This is a genomic window from Gemmatimonadaceae bacterium (assembly GCA_016720905.1).
In the GTDB taxonomy this organism is placed as follows: domain Bacteria; phylum Gemmatimonadota; class Gemmatimonadetes; order Gemmatimonadales; family Gemmatimonadaceae; genus Gemmatimonas.
On the sequence record JADKJT010000034.1, the window covers coordinates 168,557 to 195,392 of the forward strand.

General features: G+C 63.2%; 24 protein-coding genes. 4 read left to right on the forward strand and 20 right to left on the reverse strand.

Annotated elements, in window-relative coordinates:
* Positions 1 to 54 precede the first annotated feature (54 nt).
* A complete protein-coding gene (locus tag IPP90_21995) occupies positions 55 to 2,490 on the reverse strand; it encodes an ABC transporter permease (GenBank protein ID MBL0173307.1) in 2,436 nt (811 codons plus the stop codon).
* Positions 2,487 to 3,854 (reverse strand): M20/M25/M40 family metallo-hydrolase, encoded by a 1,368-nt coding sequence (locus tag IPP90_22000; protein ID MBL0173308.1) that lies wholly within the window; start codon positions 3,852 to 3,854, stop codon positions 2,487 to 2,489. The genes IPP90_21995 and IPP90_22000 overlap by 4 nt, the downstream gene beginning before the upstream one ends.
* 149 nt (positions 3,855 to 4,003) lie before the next feature.
* On the opposite strand from IPP90_22000, the gene IPP90_22005 reads away from it, so the two are divergent.
* Complete coding sequence (locus IPP90_22005; GenBank protein ID MBL0173309.1) at positions 4,004 to 4,657, forward strand: DUF305 domain-containing protein; 654 nt, start codon at positions 4,004 to 4,006, stop codon at positions 4,655 to 4,657.
* Between the two features lie 74 nt (positions 4,658 to 4,731).
* Positions 4,732 to 6,537 (forward strand): hypothetical protein, encoded by a 1,806-nt coding sequence (locus tag IPP90_22010; GenBank protein ID MBL0173310.1) that lies wholly within the window; start codon positions 4,732 to 4,734, stop codon positions 6,535 to 6,537.
* Between the two features lie 98 nt (positions 6,538 to 6,635).
* Here the strand turns inward: IPP90_22010 and IPP90_22015 are convergent, their stop codons facing one another.
* The 4 genes from IPP90_22015 to IPP90_22030 all read right to left on the reverse strand — a co-directional run bounded on the left by IPP90_22015 (position 6,636) and on the right by IPP90_22030 (position 12,485).
* Positions 6,636 to 9,047 carry a protein kinase gene (locus IPP90_22015; protein MBL0173311.1) on the reverse strand — a complete coding sequence of 804 codons (2,412 nt, stop codon included), beginning with the start codon at positions 9,045 to 9,047 and terminating at the stop codon, positions 6,636 to 6,638.
* Between the two features lie 150 nt (positions 9,048 to 9,197).
* Positions 9,198 to 10,640 (reverse strand): amidohydrolase family protein, encoded by a 1,443-nt coding sequence (locus IPP90_22020; protein ID MBL0173312.1) that lies wholly within the window; start codon positions 10,638 to 10,640, stop codon positions 9,198 to 9,200.
* Between the two features lie 120 nt (positions 10,641 to 10,760).
* Entirely contained in the window at positions 10,761 to 11,798 is a 1,038-nt protein-coding gene (locus IPP90_22025; GenBank protein ID MBL0173313.1) for a hypothetical protein, read from the reverse strand.
* Positions 11,799 to 11,813: 15 nt separating this feature from the next.
* Positions 11,814 to 12,485, reverse strand: coding sequence for a spermidine synthase (locus IPP90_22030; protein ID MBL0173314.1), 672 nt, complete (start codon positions 12,483 to 12,485; stop codon positions 11,814 to 11,816).
* An 85-nt stretch (positions 12,486 to 12,570) separates the two neighbouring features.
* Between IPP90_22030 and IPP90_22035 the strand changes: the two genes are divergently transcribed.
* Positions 12,571 to 13,077: a GNAT family N-acetyltransferase gene (locus tag IPP90_22035; protein MBL0173315.1), complete on the forward strand. Its 507-nt coding sequence runs from the start codon at positions 12,571 to 12,573 to the stop codon at positions 13,075 to 13,077.
* Between the two features lie 160 nt (positions 13,078 to 13,237).
* On the opposite strand, the gene IPP90_22040 is transcribed toward IPP90_22035, so the two are convergent.
* The 4 genes from IPP90_22040 to IPP90_22055 form a co-directional block, all read right to left on the reverse strand.
* Positions 13,238 to 13,747 carry a hypothetical protein gene (locus IPP90_22040; GenBank protein MBL0173316.1) on the reverse strand — a complete coding sequence of 170 codons (510 nt, stop codon included), beginning with the start codon at positions 13,745 to 13,747 and terminating at the stop codon, positions 13,238 to 13,240.
* A 113-nt stretch (positions 13,748 to 13,860) separates the two neighbouring features.
* The gene (locus IPP90_22045; protein ID MBL0173317.1) at positions 13,861 to 14,718 is read right to left on the reverse strand and encodes a DUF4097 family beta strand repeat protein; all 858 of its coding nucleotides are present in this window, start codon (positions 14,716 to 14,718) and stop codon (positions 13,861 to 13,863) included.
* Positions 14,719 to 14,773: 55 nt separating this feature from the next.
* Entirely contained in the window at positions 14,774 to 15,454 is a 681-nt protein-coding gene (locus IPP90_22050) for a zf-HC2 domain-containing protein (protein MBL0173318.1), read from the reverse strand.
* Positions 15,451 to 16,008, reverse strand: coding sequence for an RNA polymerase sigma factor (locus tag IPP90_22055; protein MBL0173319.1), 558 nt, complete (start codon positions 16,006 to 16,008; stop codon positions 15,451 to 15,453). Before IPP90_22055 ends, IPP90_22050 begins: the two co-directional genes overlap by 4 nt.
* A gap of 363 nt (positions 16,009 to 16,371) precedes the next feature.
* Between IPP90_22055 and IPP90_22060 the strand changes: the two genes are divergently transcribed.
* Entirely contained in the window at positions 16,372 to 17,352 is a 981-nt protein-coding gene (locus IPP90_22060) for an NAD(P)-dependent alcohol dehydrogenase (protein ID MBL0173320.1), read from the forward strand.
* 42 nt (positions 17,353 to 17,394) lie between these two features.
* On the opposite strand, the gene IPP90_22065 is transcribed toward IPP90_22060, so the two are convergent.
* The 10 genes from IPP90_22065 to IPP90_22110 form a co-directional block, all read right to left on the reverse strand.
* Positions 17,395 to 17,835: a hypothetical protein gene (locus tag IPP90_22065; protein ID MBL0173321.1), complete on the reverse strand. Its 441-nt coding sequence runs from the start codon at positions 17,833 to 17,835 to the stop codon at positions 17,395 to 17,397.
* A gap of 26 nt (positions 17,836 to 17,861) precedes the next feature.
* Positions 17,862 to 18,863, reverse strand: coding sequence for a homoserine dehydrogenase (locus IPP90_22070; GenBank protein MBL0173322.1), 1,002 nt, complete (start codon positions 18,861 to 18,863; stop codon positions 17,862 to 17,864).
* Positions 18,860 to 20,167 (reverse strand): MFS transporter, encoded by a 1,308-nt coding sequence (locus tag IPP90_22075; GenBank protein ID MBL0173323.1) that lies wholly within the window; start codon positions 20,165 to 20,167, stop codon positions 18,860 to 18,862. The genes IPP90_22070 and IPP90_22075 overlap by 4 nt, the downstream gene beginning before the upstream one ends.
* Positions 20,164 to 21,201, reverse strand: coding sequence for an NAD-dependent epimerase/dehydratase family protein (locus IPP90_22080; protein MBL0173324.1), 1,038 nt, complete (start codon positions 21,199 to 21,201; stop codon positions 20,164 to 20,166). The genes IPP90_22075 and IPP90_22080 overlap by 4 nt, the downstream gene beginning before the upstream one ends.
* Positions 21,201 to 22,211, reverse strand: a complete 1,011-nt coding sequence (locus IPP90_22085) for an NAD-dependent epimerase/dehydratase family protein (protein ID MBL0173325.1) — start codon at positions 22,209 to 22,211, stop codon at positions 21,201 to 21,203. The genes IPP90_22080 and IPP90_22085 overlap by 1 nt, the downstream gene beginning before the upstream one ends.
* Positions 22,212 to 22,251: 40 nt before the next feature.
* Positions 22,252 to 23,406: a twin-arginine translocation signal domain-containing protein gene (locus IPP90_22090; GenBank protein MBL0173326.1), complete on the reverse strand. Its 1,155-nt coding sequence runs from the start codon at positions 23,404 to 23,406 to the stop codon at positions 22,252 to 22,254.
* Between the two features lie 129 nt (positions 23,407 to 23,535).
* Complete coding sequence (locus IPP90_22095) at positions 23,536 to 24,816, reverse strand: dipeptidase (protein ID MBL0173327.1); 1,281 nt, start codon at positions 24,814 to 24,816, stop codon at positions 23,536 to 23,538.
* Positions 24,817 to 24,863: 47 nt separating this feature from the next.
* Complete coding sequence (locus tag IPP90_22100) at positions 24,864 to 25,622, reverse strand: hypothetical protein (GenBank protein MBL0173328.1); 759 nt, start codon at positions 25,620 to 25,622, stop codon at positions 24,864 to 24,866.
* Positions 25,623 to 25,676: 54 nt separating this feature from the next.
* Positions 25,677 to 26,165, reverse strand: coding sequence for a GNAT family N-acetyltransferase (locus tag IPP90_22105; GenBank protein MBL0173329.1), 489 nt, complete (start codon positions 26,163 to 26,165; stop codon positions 25,677 to 25,679).
* Between the two features lie 25 nt (positions 26,166 to 26,190).
* Positions 26,191 to 26,679, reverse strand: coding sequence for a DUF411 domain-containing protein (locus IPP90_22110; GenBank protein MBL0173330.1), 489 nt, complete (start codon positions 26,677 to 26,679; stop codon positions 26,191 to 26,193).
* Positions 26,680 to 26,836: the final 157 nt, after the last annotated feature.

Genomic DNA, 26,836 nt, shown 5'->3' on the forward strand with positions numbered 1-26,836 from the left:
GCCGAGCTCTATCAAGTAGTCAGGCGCCTCGCCGAAGGTCTCGGCTTGAACGTCTCAGTTCGCCCGCAACGCGTCGCTCGGATCAATCCGACTCGCGCGCGCTGCCGGCACCCAGCACGCCACCAACCCGATCGTCGCCATGGTCACCGCGACCACCACCAACGTGAATGGATCGCGCGACGGCACGCCGAACAGCAGGCCCTCGATGAAGCGCGACAGCGCCAGCGAACCCGCCACACCGACGGCAAGTCCGAGCCCCACCAGCAGGCCGCCTTCCGCCAGGATCATCGCCGTCACCCGTCGCGGAGCGGCACCAAGCGCCATCCGGATACCGATCTCGTTCGTGCGCGCACTCACGTTGAACGCCAGCACGGCGGCGATCCCGATTGATGCGATCACCAACGCGAGAACACCGAATCCACCCAGCAGCAGCGCGTTGAGCCGACGCGGCCCGACGCTTTCGTCGCGCACCGCTTCCAGCGATAAGACATTCTTGACCAGTTGATCGGGTGCGACTGATCGCACGATGGCCCGCGCCGCCGTGGACAATCCTGTGGGGTCGACCGCGGTCCGCATCACCAACCCGCCCGGAGGGAATTCGGCCTGCGCCACCGGAAGGAACGACACGGCCAACGGCTTCGCATCGAGTCCGCCGTCCTTTGTATCGTTCACGACGCCGACGACGGTGCGCCAATCGCCGGAGACACCAATGAAGCGCAGTACATCACCGGTCCACGCGACGCGACGACCAATCGCATTGTCGGTTGGAAACAGGCGATCGGCCAGCGTCTTGTTCAGGATCACCACCTTCTCGGCGGATGGACGGTCTGCTACGGTGAAGTCGCGGCCCTTGAGCAACGGAATACCGGCCGCGCGAAAGTAGCCTGGATCGGCCGTGCGATATTCCGCCGACGGGTTCGGACCGTTGTCGAGCGTGCGCGCCTCAGCCTTCATCTCAAGGAGAATCTGGCTCGCGCGCAGCGGCACGGTGGATCCAACGCCAACCACCTCGACACCCGGCAGCGTCGACAGCTGACGCTGCATTTCGTCGTAGCGCTGGCCAGCCTTGGCGAAGTCGGTGGCGGCCGTGAAGTCAAACGGCACTTCCATCGTGAGCACGTTCTTCGGATTGAGCCCGGGATCGACCGCTGCGAGACGCTGCATGGATCGCACCAGCAGTCCCGCGCCAGACAACAGCACGACCGACACGGCCACCTGCGTGATCACGAGCGCCTGTTGCAACCGCTTGCGACGCCCACTGCCACTCGTCTTGACACTACCAGCGGCCAAGCCGGCACCCAACGCATGCTCGGCACCAACCCGCGGCGCAAACGACAACAGCAGCGCGATGAGCACGGCAAGGAGCGCGGTAAACGCCAGCACCATCCAATCGACGTGGATTTCATCGGCGCGTGGGGAGAATCGCGCGACGAACCGTGACAACGTGCCGACACCGGCAATGGCCACGAGCAGACCAAGCACGGCGCCACCGCCGGCAAGCACGAGATTCTCCACCAGCAACAGCTTTCGCAGCCGCGACGCGCCGGCGCCCAAGGCCGCGCGCACCGTCATTTCGTGTTCGCGACGCACACCACGCATCAGTGTCAGGTTCGCCACATTGGCGCACGCGATGACCAGCACGAGCGCCGCCACGCCCATCAGCATCCACAACATGAGCCGCGCATCGCGCCCCAGTATCTCCTTGAACGGTGTCAGCTCGACCGTGTATCCCCACGTCTTCTCGTATGCCTCCGGATACTGCGCATTTCGACGCTGGGTGATCCCCGCGATCTCCTGCCGTGCCTGTTCGACCGTCGCGCCGGGCGCGAGTCGCGCGATCATCTCCGTCATCCGGTGCGTCCGCCCCTGCACCATCATCGCGCTCACATGATGCTCACTGATCGACATGTTCATCAACGCATCGATCCGACCGGGGAAGAACGGCGCCGGTTCGAGCACGCCAATCACTTCGACCGAGCGCTTGCTGATGCGCATCGACTTGCCGACGATCTTCGGGTCGCCGGAGAAATGGGTCAACCAATAGGCATGCCCGAGCATAATCACCGGCGCTGCCCCAGCTCCGTCGTCGGTGGGCGCGAACGCGCGGCCCATGATCGGCTTGAGCCCCATCACACTCAGATAATTGCCCGTCACCAGTCCGACATCGATTTGCGAGGCCTGAGTATCCTCAAGCAATGTCAGCCCCAGCGGCGAGTATTCGGCGATCTGTTGCATCGTGCGCGACTGCTCGCGGAAGTCGTTGATTTCCGGCACGGAGAACGCCACGCTGTTCTGTCCCTGATTGACCGTGTGATGGCGCAGGTACATGAGCCGATCGCCATCGGCGTGCGGCAGCGGCTTCAGGAAAACAGCACGGACCGCCGAGAAGATGGCGGTGTTGGCGCCGATGCCAAGGCCCAAGGTGAGCACAACCGCCGTCGCGAATCCTTTGGCGCGCGACAGCGAGCGGAAGACGTAGCGCAGGTTCACCGCGGCAACCCCTGCTCCAGATCGGCCGCGATGTACGCCATGATGGCCATCACCGCCACACATCGCTGCACCTCAGCCCGATCCAGCTTGTCCGGCGTATCCCCATCGGTGTGATGGAACCAGAAGTACTTCGATCCGTCCACGTTGAGACCCATGCCCGGCACGCCGGTGGCCATGATGGGCCCGATGTCGGCGCCGCCGCCTGAGGCTTCGATCTTGCCCGCGCCAATGGGCGCCAGCAGTCCACCTATGGCTTCGACAATCGCGCGCGCTGCGGGCGATCCCGTGAAGCCGAAACCAAGTGGCGAAAACACACCACCATCCGACTCGATGGCCAACTGGTGAATCTCTTTCTGGTGCGCGTCGCGATACGCCGCGCCACCACGTCCGCCGTTCTCCTCGTTGGTCCATCCCACCACGCGAATGGTGCGACGCGGAGTGAGGCCGAGTTTCTTGAGCAGGCGTATCGCTTCCCATGCCACCACCACACCGCCGGCGTCGTCCATCGCGCCCTGGCCCACGTCCCATGAATCGATGTGACCGCCCATTACCACAATCTCTTCGGGCTTCTCGCGGCCCTTCAACTCGCCCATCACGTTGTGGCTTTGCGCGTCGGGGAGCGTCTGTGCGCTCATCTTGAGCGTGACCGTGACCTTCTCTCCGCGATTGATCATGCGACGCATCATCATCGCGTCTTCCATGGTCACGCTGGCATGCGGTATTCGCTGCACGGTGGAGTCGTAACTCATGTTGCCCGTGTGCGGCGTGCGAATGCCGTACGGCCCCGCACTGCGCGCCAGTGATGCCACGGCGCCGGCCTTGGCCGCCGCAATCGCACCCAACCGGCGGAACGAACCGTTGTAGCCATAGTCGCGCCACTCAGCGTCGTACAACACAATCTTTCCTTTCGCTTCGCTGGCCCGTGTGGTGAGCTCCTCGAAACTCGCCACCACCATCACCTCGGCAGTGATGCCAGTCGGTGGTGTGGCAATGCTTCCGCCCAGGCCCAGCATGGGCAGCAACTGACGTCGTGGGGACACGAGTTCCAGTGACTCCGCGCCGCGTACCCAGTGCGGCACCATCACCGGGTCGCGTCGCACGTTGTCCAGACCGTCCTTGGTCATGGTAGCGGCGGTCCAGCTGATGGCCTGCTCCAGCGCCACCGATCCGGACAACCGATGACCAAAGCGATCGGTGAGCTCGGCGATACGATTCCACGCACCGGCGGAGTCAGCCTGCGCCGCGGCGATGATGCGATTGGCGATCGCGGCGTACTTGGCGGGAATGGCGTCGGGGGCCTGCGCAGAAAGCGGGGCGGAGAGCGCCAACAGAGACAAGGCGGAGAGTACGGCGGAGCGGGCCATCGATTGATCCAATATTGGGGGGAGACTGCGATGACAATAATCTTCGCTCGGCGCACCGTGAACGCCAACGCGCCACCCGTTCTGACCGTACCTTTGTACGATAGCGTCCCATCCCCGCCGTACCCTTCCGCCAGCCCGCCACGCCCCCCGTGAACCCGCTCCAGACCCGCGGCCTTGCCGCGCTCGCCCTCCTCGTCCCTCTGGCCCTCGGTTGTTCGGCTGAGAAGAAACCCACCGCCGACACCACGGCCACTGCGAACAGCATGGCCGGAATGGCCGGCATGTCAGGCATGGACGCGCCCGTCACCATCCCCAAGGGCGCCATTTTTACCGCTGCCGACGTGCACTTCATGCAGGGCATGATTGCCCATCACGCGCAGGCCATCTTCATGTCACGCCTGGCGGCGTCGCACGGGGCCAACCCGCGCCTGCTGCGTTTCGCCAACAAGATTGACCAGTCGCAGATGGCGGAGATCAAGCTCATGCAGGACTGGCTCGTGGCAAACGGGCAGACGGCGCCCGACACGTCGTCGTATCATCACGTGATGATGGCGGGCATGTTGACGGCGGAACAGATCAAGACGCTGGAAGCGGCGAACGGTGCGCAGTTCGATAAGCACTTTCTCACCATGATGATCCAGCATCACGAAGGCGCGCTCAAGATGGTGGCCGACCTCAATGCCTCGCCTGGTGCGGCACAGGATATCGACGTGTCTGTGTTTTCGAATGATGTGTTTACCGTGCAGACCGCCGAGATCGGATTGATGCGCCAGATGCTTGAACAAGCGCCCGCCACACCCTGAAGTTTCCCGAAGCGTTTCCCGACGCTGCTGTGAGCCCTTTACCGGAGTTGACCCTGATGGGACATGTTCGCAGGATGTGCGCCTTCGCGGCGCTTTCATGGACGGTGGCGTCGGTGCTTGGCGCACAGACGTATCCCACCGGCAAGGACGCGCGCAATGGACTGAAGTCCGGCGTGCTGGACGCCGGTATGGCGGCGGAAGGCATGAAACTCGTGTCGTTCACACCGAAGTCGGCCGAGTTTGACACGACGCGCGGACTGACGTTTGTGAATTCGGATCTGGCGTTTCGCGGCAACTATGTGTATCAGGGCAACTTTGCCGGCTTCTCCATTTGGGACGTGAGCAACCCGGCCAAACCGGTGAAGGCGGCGGCGGTGTCATGCATTACGTCACAGGGCGACCCGTCTATTTACGGCAACCTGCTGTTCATTTCGGCGGAAGGCGGCGGCAATCGCAACGACTGTGGCAAGGGTGGTGTAAAGGACCCCAAAGACCACATGGCGGGCGTGCGCATTTTCGACGTGTCCGATCCGCGCAATCCGAAGCTGGTGAAGAACGTGCAGACGTGCAAAGGCTCGCACACGCACACCATCGTTCCCAGTCCGAAGGACAAGGGCGTCATTTATTTGTATGTGTCGGGCAGTCAGGGCACGCGTCCGGAAACGGAAATGGCCGGCTGCAAGTCGGGCACCGATGCAGCGGATACCACGAACTCGTTGTATCGACTGGATGTGATCAAGGTGCCGTTGGCCAGTCCTGAAAAGTCGGAAGTGGTGACGGGTGCGCGTATCTTTACCGGCATGGAGCCCGCGCCGCGTCGCGCAGGTGCCGGCGCTGGTCGTGGTGGTCGTGGTGCTGATCCTGCCGCCGGACCGCCGCCAGCGCCTACGGGTCCGCGCAATTGTCATGACGTGTCGGTGTATCCGGAAAAGCATCTGCTGGCCGGCGCGTGCGGCAGTTACGGCATCCTGGTGGACATTTCGAATCCGGAAAAGCCGATTCGCTTGGACGCGGTCGCCGACACGAACTTCTCGCTGTGGCATACGGCCGTGTTCAGCAACGACGGCAGCAAGGTGGTGTTCACCGACGAGTGGGGCGGTGGCACTTCACCCAATTGTCAGGCGGGAAACATGCTGGAGATGGGCGGCAACACCACGCTCACCATCACCAAGGCGAAGAAGATGAAGCAGGGCGCGTACTTCAAGATTCCCACGGCGCAAACCGCGCAGGAAAACTGCGTGTCGCACAATGGCGCACTCGTACCGGTGCCGGGCCGCGACATCATGGTGCAGGGTTGGTATCAGGGGGGCGTGGACGTCATCGACTTCACCGATCCCAACAAGCCGTTTGAACTGGCCTTCTTCGATCGCGGCCCTATTGATGCGCCGCCGATGGTGGATGCTGGTCCGCCGGGCGCGGCAGGCACGGCGGCGCCACCGGCTCGCGGCACCATTGGCGGGTCGTGGGGCGCGTACTACTACAACGGCATGATCTACTCGTCGGAACTGGCACGCGGCATGGATATCCTCGAGCTCACGCCCAGCGACAAGCTGTCAGCCAACGAGATTGCGGCCGCGAAGTTGATCAAGCTGGACCAGTTTAATCCACAGAGTCAGCCGAAAATCGTGTGGCCGGCGGCGTTCCCGGTGGTGCGGTCGTATCTCGATCAGCTGGTCCGCAACAATGGATTGGCAGCAGCGCGTACCAGCGCCATTGGCAGTGCGTTGGACGCGGCCGAGGCACAGTCTGGTGCGGCGCGGCGTGCAAGCTTGACCAAGTTGGCGGCGGCCGTGACGAAGGACGCGGCCGGCGCCAAGGATGCGGCCCGGGTGACGACGATGGCGGCGGCGATCAAGGCGCTCGCGGCGGCGTCGAAGTAGGGGTACGGCCAGCGTTTTCGGCCACACGGCACAGGCGAAAGGCCCACATCAATTGGTGTGGGCCTTTTGTGCGTCATGGGTGTTGGGCGCTTGAGCGTTCAGCGGGTGTGCAACCCAATGCGCGCCGCCAACTGCTGAAAGCGCTTCTCTTTTCGCAGCGGCTCAAGGAATGGAATGACCGTCATGAAGATGAGCGTGAACGCATGATCACGCTCGGCTTGCTCAAGTGCATCGAGCGCCTTGGAGGTCTCACCAATCGCCACATAGCCGCCGGCCAGCATGTCGGCGGTCACGTAGCGCGTGGTTGACAATACCTCCATGCGCTTCACCCACGCGACCGCACGTTCCCGTTCACCGATCTTCGCGAATATTTCCGGCACCACGGCCTCTTCAGAGATACCGGGAAGGAATTCCTGTTGGGGAAGCGCGGCCAGGACGTCGCGTCGATTTCCGCCGGTGGCGAGCAACGTGGCCGCCAACTGCAGGCGGGCCGGCACAAAGGTGGAGTCCAGTTGCAGGGCTTCGCGCAAAATCGGAATGGCACTGCGCGGATCTCCGTCCATCCAGTACGCCGATCCCCTCCGAGTGGAGATGATTATCGAAAACGGATCGAGGGCATGTGCCGTGGCAAGTTCCGCGTGTGCCTCGGTCACGCGACCCTGACAAAGTAGATACCAGGCGTAGAACAGATGTCCTTCGGCGGAGCTGCCATTCAACTCCACGCCCCGCCTCAGGTGCTCGCGCGCCTCGTCCCATTTCCAGTCGTAGAATGCGGCCACAATGCCCAACGACGTGTGCGCCTCTGACAGTGTCGAATCGAGCGCCAACGCGCGCAATGCGGATTGCCTGGCGAGGGGAAAGACATCGTGAGGTCGCCGCCCGCCGAATGACGCCAACAGACTGTAGACATCGGCGAGTCCGGCGTGCGCCGGTGCGAACAGTGAATCCAGCGCCAGCGCGCCACGAAACGCGGCGATGGCCGAATCAAGCGACTGCGAACTGCGGGTTCGCATCGCGTGCCGACCGCGCAAATACAGATCGTACGCCACCGGATTCGTCGAATGCGGCACCCGCGGCCCTCCCCCAGAGCTCCCCGCGAGCGTGAGCCGAAGTTCCTTCACCACAGCGCGCGCAATGGAATCCTGCACGCCGAACACATCTTTCAGCTCGCCGTTGTACTCTCCCGCCCAAACCAATGAGTCCGCTGCCACGTCCATAAGACGCACCGTCACACGCACCTGCTGTCCACTTCGGCGCACGCTGCCCACCAGCAGATTGGTCACGCCCAATTCGCGCCCGGCGTCTTCACGTTGCTTGCCCTTCAACCCGAAGGACGAGGTGCGCGATGTGACACGCAATCCAGGCAACCGACCGAGTGCGGTGAGCAGTTCATCGGCGATGCCTTCGCCAAAGTAGTCGGCGGCAGAATCACTGCCGATGTTCGTGAACGGGAGAATGGCGAGGGACCGTGCAACCGGAGCAGCGTCACGTGATTCAGCCCCTACGGCACTCGGGCGAGCACGCTGGGCCGTGATCACCGCGAAGGTCACTGTTGCCACCACTGTGGCCGCGCCCAGTGCCCACGCGATATGGCGCTTGTTCCACGTGGGACGACCACGCGCAATCGCCTGATCGAATGACTGCGATGCGGCAATGGGCGCCAATGTGTCACGCACGGCGTCTGCACCCGCGGGCCGATCCGTTGGTTCCTTGGATAGCAACTGCATCACCAGTCGGTGCAGTTCTGACGGTGTCTCGGCGCGCAGCTCGCTGATCGGGCGTGGCGGCTGCGTGAGATGTGCATTCACCACGGACTGCATGGTCGGACCGGTGAATGGCGGTTGTCCCGCCAGCATTTCGTATCCGATAACGCCAAGCGCGTAGAGATCCACGCGGTGATCCATTGTCGGATCGCCAAGCGCCTGTTCCGGCGCCATATACGTGGGTGTCCCCAAAGCCAGTCCGACGGTGGTATGGACGCCGACATACGCGCTCGTTTCCAGTGCCTTGGCCACACCGAAGTCGGCGACCAACGCATGTCGCTGCGACAGCAAGATGTTCTCCGGCTTGATGTCGCGGTGGACGATTCCGGCCCGATGCGCGCAATCCAACGCATCAGCAATTTCCATCAGCAGTGCCACAACGTCCGCTACTGGCAATGCCCCGCTACGTGCCATGCGAGCGCGCAACGTCTCTCCGTCCACGTAGGGCATCACGTAGTACGGCCGCTCGCCACCGTTCACGACATCCTTCACGTGACCGGAGTCAATGAGGCCGACAATGTGCGGATGCTGCAGATTGGCGGCCATCCGAATTTCCGCCAGAAACCGGTCGGCGCTTGCCGAGGTAATCAGATCACTGCGTAACACCTTGATAGCCACATGGCGACCAAGCTTGAGATCCCGGGCGAGATACACCGATGCCATGCCGCCGCTGCCGAGCTCTTGTTCGAGTTCGTAGCGGTCCGCGAGGGCGGATTGGAGGGAGGCTAAGTCTGCGGTGGGAATCACAGCGCTTTCGGTACCGAACGGGCAGGGATGATGGCGTGGGAGGTGGAACCGCGATCGAACAGCCATGCATGGCTGCAGTCGATAGTAGCACGCCGACACGCGCCCGACGAGATGGGTGGCCGTCGGGTGGCACAATTGCCGAGAAGGCGGCTACTGAATCAGCCCGCGAATTGCTCGGCCAGGATAGATACCCGGCACCACCGCGCCGTTTCGCACAATGATCGCGCCGTTCACCACGACATCCCGCAATCCCACTGGCGCCAGCGTCGGCTCCCGATAGGTCGCACGGTCCATGATAGTGCCCGGATCGAACAGCACGATATCCGCATCGGCGTCAACCTGCAGTCGTCCCTTGCGAGCCATTGCCGGCACTCTGGATTCCATGCGACGTGCAGGCTCGATGGTCATCTTGCGCAACGCATCCATCAGGGTGAGCGCGCGTTGCTCGCGCACATAGCGTCCCAGTACGCGCGCAAAAGTTCCGGCCACACGCGGGTGCCCCATGCCGCCATGCAGAATGCCATCGCTGGCGATCATGGTGAGTGAATCGGCCACTGCGGCCGTCACGACGCTCTCGGAGTTGTTGTAGTCCACGATCATGCCACCGATTGCGTGATACCTGGCAAATGATGTGCGCGTGAGTCGCTCACCCGTGAGCGCCCACGCGAATCGCGCGAACTTCCTCTCGGGCCACGACCGCCAGCCGTCGTTGTCGGCTGCATCGATGGGCGACATGGACGCCGTGTACGGGTAGACCTCGGTCGTGATATCGAGTCCGCGAGCCCGTGCGCCACGCACCAGCTCCAAGGCGCGGGGCGTGTCTTCACCCACAGAGCTCTGGATGTGCACGATGTGCGCCGATGCCCCAGTAGCGGCCGCCGCGGCAATTACTTCCTCGGTTTCCAGGAAGTAATACGGTTCGGCCAGACTGCGCATGTGTACGTGAACCGCCGCGCCATACTTCGCGGTCACTCGGAACACCTGCAGAATTTCCCACGGCGTCGCGGCGGGAGTGAATTCAATCAGCATCCCCGCCGCAATGGCGCCACGCCGGAATCCATGATCCATAGTCGCCACGATCTCGTTCAGCTCCGCCTCAGTGCTGGCACGCGACTTGGCCGCACCCAGCGGTGTGTCTTTCCCGGGATCGTGCATGGCTTGCATGCGGGCCACATCATGTCCAACACTCACACCGTGATTGATGATCGATGTGCCGGCGCGGTGGTCGTACCAGCCATCGACATCTACCGTCCCGCCCTCCAGTTCGAGCGCGGTGGTCGTCCCATCAAGCACTTCCACCCGATACCCGGCCGTATCCTGCGCGTGCTGGTGCAGGTCGATGAAGCCCGGTGCCACAACCATCCCGCGCGCGTCCAGCGTGTCCCGACCCTGAAGCGGCTGCGCACTGATGGCGCGGATGGACCTACCGGTGACGCCCACGGTGCGAATCGCATCGAGGCCTGATGCCGGGTCCATTACGCGCCCGTTGAGGATGATCAGATCATATAGCGGATGGGATTGGGGAGCGGCGCAGGCGATCGTCACGGCCAGCACCGCGCTGGACAGCCGGGCCGTTGTGGTGAGTATTCGCATGCACGCTCCAGGGAAAAGATTAGACCCGCCAGCACGTTCCTGAACAGAGCTGGACCAGAATTTGCGCGGCAGTGCGGTATTGAACCGTGTGTTTGTTTGGACTGGCGGGCGAACACCGCGCTAAGGGTTGTAACCGCTGGCCGCCAGAAACGTCGTGGCGTTTTGCACTTCGATGATGTCCTTGATGGCCTGTGTCTTGTCGATGGTTTTGACGTAGTACGACTGGGCAATGCGATAGCCAATAAAGTAGCCAAGGTCGCCCGGGCGTTCACCGCTGGCCGTGCCCTGATTGTACAGCCATTGCGTCACATCGGTGCCGCTCATTTGCGACTTGAACTGCGCCCACAATTCATGCTCGTGGGCCAGCGCGTACGGGCGCTGCCACTCGTTGATATTGCCGCCCGATACGAGTTCCCCAATGAAGTCGGCGATGCCTTCGGCCAGCGATTGCTCAAGCAGCGTGTTGCGGCCCAACAGGCCACCGCCTCGTGACTGAAGAATGTGCACGTGCTCATGAGCAACGATGATTGGCAGCGTGCTGAGGGGTTTGACGTTGGTGCGCTGAAAAGCGCCCAGCTCATCCGTCGGCACACCTTCGTTGGCGGTATAGAACTCCGAACCAGTGAGGATGCGATTGTTGGCGATTGTGCCACCCGTGGAGAAACGCCCCACGGCGAAGGTGACGGTGGGAAACACGGCCGCAGGGTACAACGCCTTGATGGCGACATAGCCGGCTCTCACCTGCGCATTCACGGCGCCATTAGCCAGCGACATCGACGCTGCGCGACTGGCGGCGAAGTAGCGCGGAAAGGCGTCGACCATCTGCGCAAGACTTGCCGCCGAGATATTGCGGGCCGTGGCAAAATCCACCAGCCCCGACGACGCGCGGTGCAGGTAGGCCGACTGAAAGGCCAGTGTCGATTTGGTGCGCCGATATTCGTCGAAAGCGCTCCAGAAGTTGGCGATATCCGAAACTGCCAACTCGGCGGACGACGGGTCGCTGGCGAAAGTGCCCGGCGTGCTGCCCGGAAGGCCGTCAGGACTGGTTGGCCCGCCGTCTCTGGAACAGGCAATCATCGCCAGGCCGATGGCCAACAACAGACGCCGAATCACCTGCTGTGTTCGGCGACGCATCGGGTGGTCACGACGCACGTCCATGAGGTCAACCTCGGGTCACGGCCGCGGCGTAGCCACGTACAGCGTATGCATCGGCCCCGCCGTCTCATGCGCCCGCACCCGCAACGTTTTCACTGCCAGCTGCGCGCGTTGCAGCGCATCCACGAATCGCGGATCATCACCCACCGACCAGTACGCAATCGATCCTCCGGCACGCAGCGCCGCCACGGTCGCGCCGATGCCGCGCGCCGCATACAATCGCGCGTTCTCCGACATCAGCATGCCATCCGGTCCGTTGTCGGTATCCAGCATGATCGCATTGAAACCGCCGGGATTGGCCTGCAGCACGTTGACCACATCGTCGTGTACGATGCGCACGCGCGGATCGCGCATGGCCTCGGCCGAGAGGTTGTACGCCGGATTGGCATTCCACGCGATCACGTCGGCCATGAACTCGGCCACCACCACTTCGGCGTCGGACGCCAGCTGTCGCAGCGCCTCGCGGAGCGTGAAGCCCAGTCCCAGTCCGCCAATCAATACACGTGCTCCCGGAACGCTGGCGAGCGGCGCGCAGGCCACCTCAGCCAGCCGGTCCTCGGAGAGGTGCCGACGGGTGGACATGAGCTCGATGCCGTCGGCGCGGATGAGATACGCGCCGTCGTGCCGGAACAGCGCGAGCACCGTTCCCTGTGGTGTACGTGCTTCGCCCAGCCGTTCGAGGGGTTTCATGGTCGAACGATAGTCATCAGGAGGCCAGGATGCAGGGCTGCTGCATCGCGCGTATTCTACGGCATCACTTACGGGAGGTGCCATGGTGTCCGTCGACCTGCAACCTACGCTCCGCGGCGCGTTGGTTGAACTGCGACCGCTGCACGCGGACGACTGGGAAGCGTTGTTTGCGGTGGCGTCGGATCCCCTCATCTGGGAACAGCACCCGGAGCGCGATCGCTATACCGAGCCGGTGTTCCGCGAATTCTTTCGCGTGGCGTTGGAATCGCAATCGGCACTGATTGCCATCGACACGCACAACGGGCAGGTGATTGGCTCGTCCCGGTACCATGGCCATGATGCGTCGTTGCGTGAGGTCGAAATTGGCTGGAGCTTTCTTGCGAGGTCATATTGGGGCGGCCGCTACAATGGAGAAATGAAGCGACTCATGCTGCATCACGCCTTTCATTTCGTCGACAGCGTCATTTTCGTGATTGGATCACAGAACGTTCGGTCGCGACGCGCGATCCAGCGGATTGGAGCCGTGTTGGACGACACCCGAACGGTGCGCGGAGAACACAACGTCGTCTATCGCCTCACCAAAGTCGCTTAGGGTGGGAGCGGTGACGGGCCGGAGGGGTGAGCAACTGAAGCGTCGAGCGTGAGAGGGGCGAGCCGGCGAGGGCAGACCTGGGTTCTGCCCTCGCTGGTCTACCCTCACCGTCGCACGTGTCCGCCATCCAACGATCACATGGGACGTCTGCGACTCTAGACTATGGCCGTTGAGCCACCACGCCGGCACGGGCACGTAGCGACGCATCGACAGCGTTCATCGCCACCTTGGCCGGCAACGTATAGCCCTTCTCGGTGCGCGTGGGTACTTGTACCGAGGCCACGACACCGTTGCTCCCCAGTTCCACCACGGCATACACGGCATCTTCGGGACCCTGCGTCACTCCGACCACGAGCGTCCAGGTTCCCTCGGTGGGCCATTGCCGCTTGAGCGCATACACGCCCGGTCGCGACGTTGGTTGGAACTCCAACGAGACGCTCTTTCGTTCACCGCGTACTATGCCTTCCGCCGTGCCGCTCACGGGGAAGTTGGTGGGCGTCCCATGATGGAACGCGTGCACCAACAGAAACGCCGTCTTTGTCGTGCTGTCATATGGATTGACGGGATGCTCGATGGAAATCCACGGTGGACCGAACGTGGCCGTCGTCATTGGGGCTCTTGCGGGAAACGCGAGGGCGAGCGCCAGCGCCCCGATGGAAAATCGGATCATGACAACCTCATGTGTGGTGGTGGTGCGGTGGTGGTGCGGTGGTGGTGCGGTGGTGGTGCGGTGGTGGTGCGGTGACGCGATGACTGCGAGCGGCCGCTCCGCAATGACAGCGCCTATCGGCTGGTAAGCCGGATATTCCCTTTGAAGGTCCGAATAGTCAGTCGCGCGTTGCCTTGGCCCACCATGGTGATGAGTGTGGCGCCTCGCCCATCGCGCCCCACATCAGGGCGCTGTCTGCCGAGCTGGTACTCAATGGCTCCGGTAATGGTGGCCGCATCGATTTCCGTCGAGGCTTTGGGCGCGAGGCGGATATCGACAGCGCCGCTGTGGGTGTCGACGTTGAGTGCCGCGCCGCGCGCCAGGTCACCGGCAAACTCGACGCCACCAGTGACCGATTCGAATCGGGCCCGTTCCAGCGCCCCGTCGCTCACGCGGATCATGCCGCTCACCGTGGTGAACGCCGCGTCGGAGCTGCCGCCATGCATCCCGATGTTACCGTCGGCGGTTTTGAGTCGCGTCCACGACGGTGAGCCGTTCACGGTAATGGTGCCATCCATCGAGCCCACGCTCAGTTCGCGCGGACTGCCGGTCACTTGTACGCTTCCGCTGACGATGTTGAGGTCGAGCGAGCCTGTCATGCCCGAGACATCAATCGCGGCGTTGAACGCCTTGGCCCACAGCGTGGCGTTGGCTGGAAGGTGCACCTCCAGCGCGCCGCCAGAGGGACCCAGTGGCTCCGGCCCTTCCACGAAGAACTTTCCGCCGCGCGCCGGCGCACCGTCGGCACCACCCATGCCGCCATCGATGCGAAAGCCTTTGGGCAGCGTGCCGGTGATAACCACGCTGTCCTTGGTCCAGGCAATCACCCGCAACGCGCCAAACGCGCCCTGAATACGGAGTGACACATCGGCAGTGGCAGCGCGACGCAGGTCGACCTTCTGCTGCGCACAGAGGATCGACGGTGCGAGCATCAGTGCGCCGCAAGAGAGTGCGAAGCGGAGTCGATATGTCTGCGACATGGTCATCTCACGCTTCTCCAAGCAGGGTGGTGGTGCGGCGCAGGAAGTCGATCTTCTGCTGGTGACTCTTGCGCAACGCCTCACGCAGCGAGCCGTTGGATGGGTCCAGCACCAGTGCGTCGCGCGCCTCGGCAATCGCATCATCAATGACCTTCAGGTTACGCTCCACGGTCGCGATGGTGGAGGGCGAGAGTGTCGTGCGCGCCTTGTCCAGCGCTTCCCGCAGCGTGGTCGCCGTTGACAGGTACTCGCTTTCCATCACGACCAGGTCGTTGGGCATCGAAGTGGGCATCAACACAGTGGCCGTACTGTCCGCACCCGCGGTGATGCCTCCGCGCCCCCGCAGTATCAAGGCGGTGATCGCCGATGAACCCGCAATCAACACCAACGCGGCGGCGGCCAGTGCCGGCCGCGTCAGATGGAAACCGTGTTCGCGACGTGACGCCGCTGGAAACGCCACGCTCTTGCTTGCGTCAATCGCTCGTGCAATGTCGGCCCACACCAACTCGGGTGGCTCCACGGAGCCCGTCGCGTCACCCGCGGCAGCCAGCATCGCCCGCAGCGACGACAGTTGCGTTGAACACGCCGCACACCGCGCCAGATGCTCCGACGCGCGGGTCTGTTCCGCCGGCGACAGGCGGCCGTCGGCCACGTCGTTAATCGTATCCCAGTTCAAGTGCGTGGTCATCGTTCCAGGGTCTCCATCAGTTGCTTGCGCGCGCGGTGCAATTGCACACGCACGGTGGATTCGGCGAGTCCCAACATCGCGGCAATTTCGGCGTGCCCGTAGCCCTCCATGTCGTGCAACACGAACACACGACGCGCGCCTTCACTCAGCTGTGGCAGGGCCCTTTCGAGATCCAGACGGGTCACCACATCGGTGGACGCATCTCGCCCGGCGCTGGCGTATTCGACTGTCAGGTCCATGGGCATCACGCGCGCCTCACGCCGGGCATCGGTGCGGCGCTGTTCGAGGAGCTGATTCACGCACACGCGATGCAGCCAGGTGGCAAATGACGCGTGGCCGTCAAACTGGCCGAGTCGATCCCACACACGCACGAACACATCCTGCAGCGCCTCGGTGGCGCGCTGACGATCGCCAAGCATGCGCAGACAGAGCCCGAACACTCGACCCGACGACGCCCGATAGAGGGCCTCGAACGCCAGCACGTCGCCGCGCTTCGCACGCTGCACCAACTCGCGCTCATCGGGCGCGACGCGGTCGGGGTTGGCCGATGCCATACGGGAGAGTGGATAGGAGCGTGCGGGAGCGCCAGTCATTGCACTCAGTCTGATGCCGGCCGGGGGCGGGTTGTTTACGGTTGGAAGTCTCCCGTCTCCATTCCCCCGTCTCCCGTCTCCCCGACGCCCGCGGTGGTTCATGCTGCGGGATTCAATTCGAAACGAGATCCCGCCACCGCTCGTACGCCCCCAGGAGGCCGTCAGGCAAACGTCACCGAGAAGAGCTCAATGAAACTCAGGCGTGTCATCGGATGGAGTGCACTGGCGATATCCGTCGCGGTGGTGGGAACGGTCACAGTGGCATACTGGACGTCGGACAACTCATGCAGCACGCGAAACACCACCAGCGCGCCGGCCCACCCGATGAAGGCGTGGATCTATTGCGACTACGGTTCACCGGATGTGCTGAAGTTGGAGAGTGTCGAGAAGCCGACGCCTGCGGACAGTGAAGTCCTGATTCGCGTGCACGCGGCATCAGTCAATCCACTGGATTGGCACTACATGCGCGGTTTGCCGTACATCGTACGCGTTGGGGCCGGGCTGCGGAGACCGCAGGTCATTCGACTGGGCGTTGACTTCGCAGGCACGGTGGAGGCCGTGGGCGCGCGCGTCACGCAGTTCAAGCCGGGCGATGAGGTATTCGGCGGACGAACCGGCGCCTTCGCTGAGTTTGTCACGATTCGCTCCGATGGATCGGTGGCGCTCAAGCCCGCCAACATGACTTTTGAGCAAGCGGCGGCGGTTGGCATTGCCGGCGTCACAGCGTTACAGGGGCTACGCGATCGCGGGAGAGTGCAGCCGGGACAGCGCGTGCTAATCAACGGGGCCTCGGGGGGCGTAGGCACGTTCGCGGTGCAGATTGCCAAGTCATTCGGTGCCCACGTCACCGGCGTCAACAGCACGAAGAACGTGGAGCTGGTGCGGTCCCTTGGCGCGGACACCGTAATCGACTACACGGCGTCAGACTACACCAAGGGCGCGCTCCGCTACGATGTCATACTGGATAACGTCGGGAACCGCGCGTTGTCCGACAACCGGCGCGTCCTGACGCCCAATGGGAAGTACGTCCTGGTGGGCGGCGGCGGCCCAAACGATGGTCAGTGGATCGGACCGTTCATCAATCCGATCAAGGCGATGGTGATATCACGATTTGTGAGCCAGGAGCTGGGCATGTTTTTAGCCGACATGAACCAACGTGACCTGACGGTTCTGCGCGACCTGATGCTGGCCGGCAAGGTGACGCCCGTCATCGACAAACGCTATCCGTTCAGTGACATCCCTGCCGCCGTCCGGTATCAGGAAACGGGGCGTTCTCGCGGCAAGGTTGTGATCACCATGGAATAGCGGGGGTGGACGTCCGACCTCCACCCCCGTTTGAGTCGCGCGTTACGCTCGCAGGTAGTCGCCGCGCCAGTTCTTGATGGCCTGCTTGATCGCCTTTTGATTCGGGAACTCGCCAGCCACAGTCCGCCGAACCAATTCCGGCAGCTCCGCATCCGGTGCAAAACGCAGCGCGACGAACTGTCCGCGCGTGATCTTTGCAATGTCCCCATGCATGCTGGCCGGGAGGATGCGCTGCATGCGCAACGTTTCCTCCAGTCGGATGATGCGATCCTGCACCGTATTGGCCATCAATCGCGACGTCAGCACCGCGCAGGTGACGGCGAATGTGAAGAGCGCGTACACAATGGTATCCGTGGTCGGGCTGCTGATGGCCAGCTTGATCTGGTAGAGCGCATAGAACATCGTGACGGGCTGCGCGAAAAAATGAAAGAGCGGCATCCAACGCGTGTGATTGCCGATGTTCTGCGTTCCGGGGTCGGTCATTGGAGGTTCAGGGCGAAGGTGATGGATCAGGCGTCAACAGCCGATGTCCTAACTCCACATGCGTTCACAAAATCCGCAAGCAGGCCGTAGGCGGTGGTGGTGGGATCGGGGTCGCGCGAGGTGACGGTCAGGCCGCCGGGAAACACGTCGGCCTCCAGATGGGTCACGAGCGTCGTACCGGACACGGCCAAGGGGTCGCCCATTCGACAGCGTTGCGGGCTGACCGATGCCCGGAGCACACCCGCGTCGTCTCGGCGAACATCGCCCACCAGCCGAATCGGCCAGCCCGCGGCTTGCGCGTGTCGAATGGCATCGACGTGGAGTTCGCGAATGCCCGTGCGTTCAACCTGATGCGGTCGCAATTCCCCGTTCAGCAGCACGTTCGCAATGGCGCACAGCTTGACGGCGGAATCCCACCCGTCGATGTCGTACGTCGGATCGGCCTCGGCGATTCCCAGTTGCTGCGCGCGCGCAATACCGTCGGCGAGTGTCTGCCCTTCCTCGATGGCCTCCAGCACGATGGTGGCTGTCGACGTGAAGATGCCTCGCGCCGCGCGCAATCCTGCCAACGGCAGACACTCACGCACCAGGGAGAACACGGGTGCACCGTCCATCACCGCCGACTCGAAGCGATAGGTGCGTCCGACGCGGGTGGCAATGCGCTGGAGCTCGGCATAGCCGTGCACCACGGGTCCCTTGTTGGCGGAAATGGCGTGGGCGCCGAACGCCAGGATCTCGCGCAGATATCCCAGCGCCGGTTGGCCGGTCTCGGGTTCCAGCGCGATGGCCTCGAACACGACATCGGGCTGACCGACAGTCAGCCAGTCACGCAGACCATCGCATCGAACGCCGGTTGGCGCATGCGGATCGATCCCGGTCGCGTGGGCCCACCAGCCGTTGCGGCGTGTGGACACGCCAGTGACCGTGCACGCGATGCCGTGTGTCTGCGCCAATGCCGCGCGATGGGTCGTGAGCAGTGCGTGCAGCGCGCGCCCCACGGTACCGAATCCCAGGAAGGCGACGTTCATGTCGTCGCGAGCACCACGGTCGGCGGGCCTCCCTCCTCCTTCTCTGCCGCCTGCATTCCCGTGTGTCGGCGCCCCAGCCACAACGACACCATCAACCACACCGCGCTCATCGGCGCGGCAATCAACGCAATCGAGCTCACGGCCAACCCGGCGCCCGACAGCAGCGCATAGCTCCACGCGCCAATCTGATCGCCGCTGCGATACACGAACGTATCAATGAAGTTCTTGGCCTTGTACTTGTCTTCCGGCAACACCACGGTGAACAGCACTTCGCGCCCCGGACTGGCAAACCCGTAGTTGCCCGCCCGACGCAGCACATTGAAGACCACGAACGCCGACAGGGTCGGCCAGATCCCCAGCGTGGTGAAGCCGATCACACTCATGAGCGGCAGAATGGCCAGGGTGATGCCGACGCCCAGCCACTTGATGATACGACCCGTCAGGAACAGCTGGGCGAGCACCGTCAGCGACTGCACGATGAAGTCGATGCGCGCCAGGAAGGCCGTGCGTGATTCCTTGTCGGCAAACTCGGCCCGCACAATCTCGGCCTGCTGGAAGTACAACACCGTCGTGCCGATGGTGAACAACAGCATGTACAGGCAAATCATCAGCAGGTACGGCGACGACAGCACATGGGTGATGCCGGACAGGCTACCGCCCCCCACTGGCTGATTGGCGTCTTCGCGCTCACGGGTGTCGCGACGAAAGCTCTCGGGAAACCGGCGCACGCACTGAATGGTGATCTCGAGCATCACCATCGAGATGAGCATCAGGATGGCGATCCCCACCTGTCTGGCCAACAGCGCCGTGATGGCGGATCCGGCCATCGCACCCACGGTACCGCCCACACTGATGAAGCCGTACAAGCGCTTGCCCTGCTCGCTGCGGAAGGTGTCCGACATGAAGCCCCAGAACACCGAAACCACGAACAGGTTGAAGACACTCACCCAGATGAAGAACATGGGCGCCAGCCACTTCTCGCTGTGCGGCCACCAGGTGAGCGCGGCGGCAAACGACAGCAGGCAGGCGCCGAACGCGCGATACACGATGGGTATGAACCGCCGCACCGGAATGCGGGACACCAGCATGGCCGATATCGGCTGCAGCGTCAGGGTTGATAACAGCGTGCCGGTAAACAGATATGGAAGTGTGCCCACTCCGGCGGCTACACCCAACGCGTCGCGAATGCTGCGGAGAATGAAATACGACGCCAGCAGGAAAAAGAAGAACGCGAAGGCGAGCAGCGTGGCATGCCACTCACCGTCCTCCACCGTCACCAATCGCGCGACCAGTCGGCGAATCACTTCCCCCCGCCTGGCTGGGCGTGCCAGAGCGCCAGCACTTCCTTCTCGCGCTCCGGCGAGATACCGGCGCGCAGTTTCTCCTGTTCGGCCGCCGGACGCGAGTGATACCAGGTCATGGCCGCGCGCACCGTGTCCTCGAGGGTCCGGAACGTGAGCCCTGCGGCGCGTGCCTTTTCAATCACGCTGGTGCAGAACGCCACCGTGCTGGCGCCGGCGTACGACCACACTGGCATGTCACCCCACGAGCGCACCTTCTGCTGCGTCAGAAACTCCTGCGGCACCCAGGTGAAGCGCGCGTCGTTGCTGTAACAGGCCTTGATGCCGAACAGCAGCTCACCAATACCACACACCGTGCGCGGTCCCACGGCGTTGAACGTGCCGCCCGTTCCGTTCTCACCCAGCCGCACCATCCACTCGGTGAGATCGCGCACATCGATCCACTGCGCCGGGTCGTCGAGCTTGCCGGGGGCGAGTATTTCCCCACCCTTCTCGATGCGCACCGGCCAGTAGGTGAAGCGATCAGTGAGATCGCCGGGGCCGACAATCAATCCAGGCCGCACGATCGTCGCGGTGGGATACGCGTCGCGCACCAGCATCTCGCAGCGCACTTTGCGCGGCCCGTACGCGGCGGCAGCAGCATCCCGTCCTTCAATGGGCGCCGGGTCCTGCGCTGGCGACTCCTCGGTCGGAAATGAAGCCGTGAAGTCCTTGTACGCGGCGGTGCTGGATATGAACACGTACTGGCCGACATTGCCTTTCAGCACCGCGGCGGCGTCGACGATCCACTTGGGTTTGCCGGTGGGGATATCGTACACCACATCCCACTTCCGGCCTTTCAGTGCGGCGTGACCATCGGGCTGGTCCCGATCGCCGATGAGCTTCTCCTCTTTGGGAAACAACCCCGGCTTGGTCTGCCCGCGATTGAACAGCGTAATCGTGTGGCCGCGCGACAGCGCGTTCTCCACGAGATGCGGCCCGATGTAGCCGGTCCCTCCCAGGACCAGGATGCGCTTGGGCGCGATGCGATTGGTCATCACTTCCCCTGCCTGGCATGCCATGCGGCCAACACTTCGCGTTCACGCTCCGGCGGCAGTCCCGCCTTGAGCGCCGCTTGTCGCTCCGGCGGTTGCGCATGGTAGTACGTGAGCGTGTCGCGCGCCGTGTCAGCCAGCGGACGGAAGGTGAGACCGGCATTCTTCGCCTTGCTGATGTCCATGCGCGCCCATCCTTCACTGTTGCCGCGCGGCGGCATCCACACCGGCAGGTCGGCATAGGGACGCAGCTTGTTCTCCAGCACAAAGTCGGCATCGACCCACGTGAAACGCGCGTCACTGGTAGTGACCGCCTTGCAGCCGTACAACATTTCGGAAATGGTGAGCGTCGCCCGCGGCCCCACCACATTGTACGTGCCGCTCGCCTGCACTTCGCACAGTCGGATCATGAATTCGGTGAGATCACGCTGATCAATGAACGCCACCGCGTCATCGGGCGTGCCGGGTGACAGGATCTCGCCACCCTGTTCCACCCGAATGGGCCAGTACGAAAACCGATCCGTGAGATCACCAGGCCCCACGATCAATCCCGGACGCACGATGAGCGCGCGATCGCCCCAGATGGCTTTCGCGTCGTTTTCGCAGCGCACTTTGAGCGGACCATACGCCGCCTTCGGTGGCTCGGCGTCGGCGTCGGCCGGTTCGTTCAACGGACCATCTTCGGTGATGCCAATAGCCTTGCGGTTGGCAAACGCCGAGAGCGTGCTCACGAACACGTAGCGTTGCGCACTGTCTTTGAGCGCCGCTCCCGCCTCGCGCACCCAGCGCGGGATCTGCGTGGGATTGTCGATCACCACATCCCACGTGCGGCCCTTGAGCGCCTTGTATCCGTCGGGCGCATTGCGGTCGCCAATCAGCTTCTCCACCTTGGGAAACAATCCCGGATTGGTCTTGCCGCGATTGAACAAGGTGACGCTGTGTCCGCGCGCGAGCGCATACTCCACCTGATGCGGACCAATGAATCCGGTGCCACCCAGAATGAGAATGCGCAGCTTCTTCGGTTGCGATCCCGACAACGATGAGGCGCTCATCTCACTTGCCTGACTTCGTGTGCCATTCGGCCAGCACGGTCTTTTCCTTGTCTGCCGCCAACCCCGCGCGCGCCTTCTCCTGTTCGGCCGCCGGACGACCGTGGTACCAGGTGAGTGTGTCCTTCGCGGTGTCGGCAAGCGGTCGGAACGTCAGACCGGCATCGTATGCCTTCTGGCAAATCACGCGCGCGAACCCGGCCGTGCGTCCGGCGGGCGGCACCCACACCGGCATGTCACTCCAGGCACGCACCTGCTTCTCCTGCAGAAAGTCTGCCGGCACCCACGTGAACTTCGCATCACTGGTGGTAACCGCTTTGATACCGTACAGCATCTCGGCGATGGTGGTGGGCGTCTTGGGACCCGTGGCGTTGAACGTGCCCAGCGTGTGCGACTCGCCCAGACGCACAATCCACTGACTCAGGTCGAGGGCGTCGACATACTGCACGGGATCGTTCGGAGTGCCGGGTGCCAAAATCTCGCCACCTTTGTCGATGCGTACGGGCCAATACGAAAAACGATCACTGAGATCACCAGGTCCAACGATGAGCCCCGGACGCACGATCGTGACGTTGTCACCAAACTGCGTCTTGGCCTCCATCTCGCTGCGCACCTTGTTGCTGCCGTACGTCTGCGCATTGAACTCGGCGTCGATATCACTGGGTGTATTCAGCGGACCGCTTTCGTCCACCGGCTTGGAGTTGTCTGAAAACACCGAGATCGTCGAGACGAAGAGGTACTGCCCCACGCGTCCCTTGAGCGCTTCTCCGGCGCCGCGCACCCACGTGGGATTGGCCGTCGGATTGTCGATGACGAGATCCCATGTGCCTTTCTTCAGGGCATCGTGACCGCCCGGCAGATTGCGATCGCCAATGAGTCGGGGGACCTTGGGAAACAGCGTCGCATTGGTCTTGCCGCGATTGAACAGCGTGACCTTGTGCTTGCGATCGAGCGCGTATTGCACCTGATACGGGCCGATGAACCCGGTGCCGCCCAGAATCAGAATACGCATCGATTTGGGCTGCGCCTCGCCGGTTTCCGGACGGTAGGCGCGTATCCCATCCGCCGAGAATCCATGCGCCAGTGTTGGCAGACCGAGGCTGATGGCGCCGGTGAGGACAGCGGCGGACTTCAGGAAATCGCGGCGATCGATGGTCATAGTGGACTGGTCCTGTTTGGGGAATGGCGTGGGGTCGGAGAAGGAAAGACGGGAGACGGCAGACGCCGCCATCCCCTCTCGAGCCCAGGAGACCGGATGTCTCCCGTCTTCCGTCTCCCGTCTCCCGCCTCAGTGAATCGTCACACGATCCAACTGCTGAATGGTCTTCGTGCTCGCGGGCCGTTCTTTCCGTAGTCGCGCCGAAACCACTTCAGCGCGAGACAACGCGCGCAGAATGTTCTCACCCGCCACGCCGCGCAGCTCGGCGTCGGTCCAGCCGCGTTTCACCAACTCGGCCAACAGGTTGGGATACTTGGAGACGTCTTCCAGTCCAACCACCGTTTCGGTGATACCGTCGTAGTCACCACCCATGCCGATGTTCGCCGCGCCGGCCAGCTTCTTGATATGATCCATGTGATCGGCGACGTTGGCAATTGTCGATTGCGGCGTTGGGTTCTTTTCGCGCCACGCGGCCACCGCCTTGAACTGCGCATCGTTGTTGCCGGGATACGCCTTGGCAATCGAGTCGCGAATCCCGGTCACGCGATTGCTGTAGTCGGCCACGGCCTGCGAGGTGAAGCCCGGCACGAACGTCATCATCACCACACCGCCGTTCCTGGGCAATCGGGCGAGAATGGAATCCGGCACATTGCGCGGGACATCGGTCAGGCCGCGGGCGGCCGAATGGGAAAAGATCACCGGCGCTTCCGACACGTCGAGCGCGTTGCTCATCACGGCGGGAGACACATGCGACAGGTCGACCAGCATGCCCAGACGATTCATCTCGCGCACCACTTCTTTTCCGAACGACGTCAGGCCGTTGTGTTTGGGCACGTCGTTCGCGGCGTCGGCCCAGTCCAGCGTGACGTTGTGGGTGAGCGTCATGTAACGCGCACCCAGTTCGTAGTAGGCCCGCAGGGCGCCCAGCGAATTCTCGATGGCGTGCCCGCCTTCCATGCCCAGCAGCGAGCCGATCTTGCCGGCCTTCTGCGCCGCCCGCACGTCGGCGGCAGTCAGCGACCACTGCAGGTCTTTCGGATAGCGCGCAATCACACGGCGCGCGATATCGATCTGTTCGAGCTGCACGCGCGCATATCCCGAGTCGCGAATCTCACCGGGGATGTACACCGACCAGAACTGTCCGCCCACCATGCCCTGTCGCAGGCGCTTGATGTCGGTCATGCCCTTGGTGGTCTTGTTCAGGTCGTACGCCTCGACGTCCAGCGGCGCGTTGGCGAACTCGCGCATGGCCCAGGGCAGATCGTTGTGCGAATCGACCAGCGGGGTGGTCTTGAGCAACTGCTTTACGTGCGCCAGACGTGTAGCGAAGTCGGCGTTGCGCAGTGGCTGTCCGGCAGCGGCTTTCGCCGCTTGGGCGTGAATCGCGCTGAGGGGATGCAACGCGCCCATGGTCACACAGGCCACCAGGCAGACGAAGGTGCGTCGGGTCGAGTGCATCAGACTCCCAGTCGTTCGAGGTAGTGCGGCAGCATCTTGCGCCACCAGGGCCAATCGTGATTCACGTCGTGACCCCACAAATCGAAGATGTGGGGAATACCCTTCTGGTCGAGCAGGTCGTGAAAAGTGCGCGTCGCATCGGGCGCTTCGTACGAACCCTGACCGGCGACCAGGACGATGCGACTGTGATGGCGCAGCGTATCGAGGACACCACCTTCGGTGTTTGCGACATACCACTTCGGGTTGTTGAAGTAGCAGTTGTCGTCCGAATACCCCTTGAAGTAGCTGGGCGACAGGTCGTAGAAACCGCTCATGCCAATCACGCCGCCAAACAAGTCCGGGCGGCGAAAGAAGGCGTTGGCGGCATGGAAGCACCCGAAGCTGGCACCGGTGGTGAGCGCGCGGGCCCCGCCATCGCCCACGACGTGCCGGATGAACGGCGCCACTTCGTCTTCCACGTACCGCGAGTACATGGCCTGACGGCGTCCCTGCTCGCGTACCGGCATGGCGCGATCCATCCACGCCAGTTTGTTGATGCTGTCGATGCTGAACAACCGCAATCGGCCGGCGGCAATGAGTGGCTCCACCGCCTTCACCAGGAAAAACCGTTCGTTCTCCAGGAAATCGGCGGCGGCGGTGGGGAACAACAGCACGGGCTGCCCAGCATGCCCGTAGGTGACAATGGGCATCTCCAGACCGAGCGCGGGGCTGCGCCATCGGTCGATCCGCTTGGGCAATCGAGGGTCGATGAATTGCATCGCTCTAAGGTGGCTGGCGCCCGCGACGCTGGCCAGTGGAGGCCACCCCTCGACCTACGCTACCAGCGCCTTCGCGAAGCAGAACTTGCGCCCGATGGACAGTTCCGACCGTGAGATCTTGGTATAGCGGGCGATCTTTTCGGGATACACCACAATGCTGGACTCGCGGAATCCTGCGCTGAGGAACAGCTGGTCGGCCAGCGACACGGCAAAGACCTCGGGGTAGCCGCGCTGCCTGGCCAGTTCCTCGGCGGCGAGGATCAGACGGCGGCCGATCCCGCGTCCCTGCACGGCCGGCGCCACAGCCAGCGACACGAGTTCAACCAGTGAGGGCGAGTACTCGTCGAGCGCCACGCAGCCCAGCACCGCACCGATGCCGTCGCGAACCACCTGATAGTCCTGCAGGTGGGCCGTGACGAAATCGACCGAGCGCATGAGCGTCAGGCCGTCGGGCGCGAACAGGTTGTTCAGGGCCACGATAGCCGCAATGTCCCGCTCGTCGGCGTGTTCGACCGACAGCGTCATATCCGCGGTAGCGCTCACCGAGCGGTCCGCTGACGAGAGTCACTCACCGCGAGGCATAGACGCGCGTCTTCCCGGCCGCGTCGAACAACAGCACGTCATAGCGCTGCTTGGGTGAGCCGTCCATGCCCGGAGCGCCGATCGGCATCCCCGGAACCGCCAGGCCCCGGGCCACCGGCTGTTCCTTCAACAGACGGCTGATCAGGTCGGCCGGCACATGGCCCTCGATGGTGTACTTGCCGATCCGCGCGGTGTGGCACGACTCCAGCGGCACCGGTACCCCAAAACCGCGCTTGACCGTCTCCATCTCCGTCGTGTCATGGACGACCGTTACAAACCCGGCTTGCTGAATGTGCTTCACCCACTCCTTGCAGCAGCCGCACCCCGCATCCTTATAGATGGTGATTTCGCGGACCGCGACCGACTTCTGGGTGGCAGGCTGCGCCAGCACGCGTGTGGCGGCGGCAGACCCGATCGCCGTGGCCAGGATGGCCAGAAACGATCGACGGGATTGGCTTGAGAGATCCGGATTCATAGGGAAGGCAGGCGAGTCGAGGGGGAACAGAAACATAGTAACTCGGAGCGGAGAGACCATTCGCGGCGCGCGCGAACGGTCGGTTATCGGGGATTCCCTGACGGGAGAGTCTCGACTGCCTGATGCGCTGTCTGGGCACACTCAGCCATACTCCGCC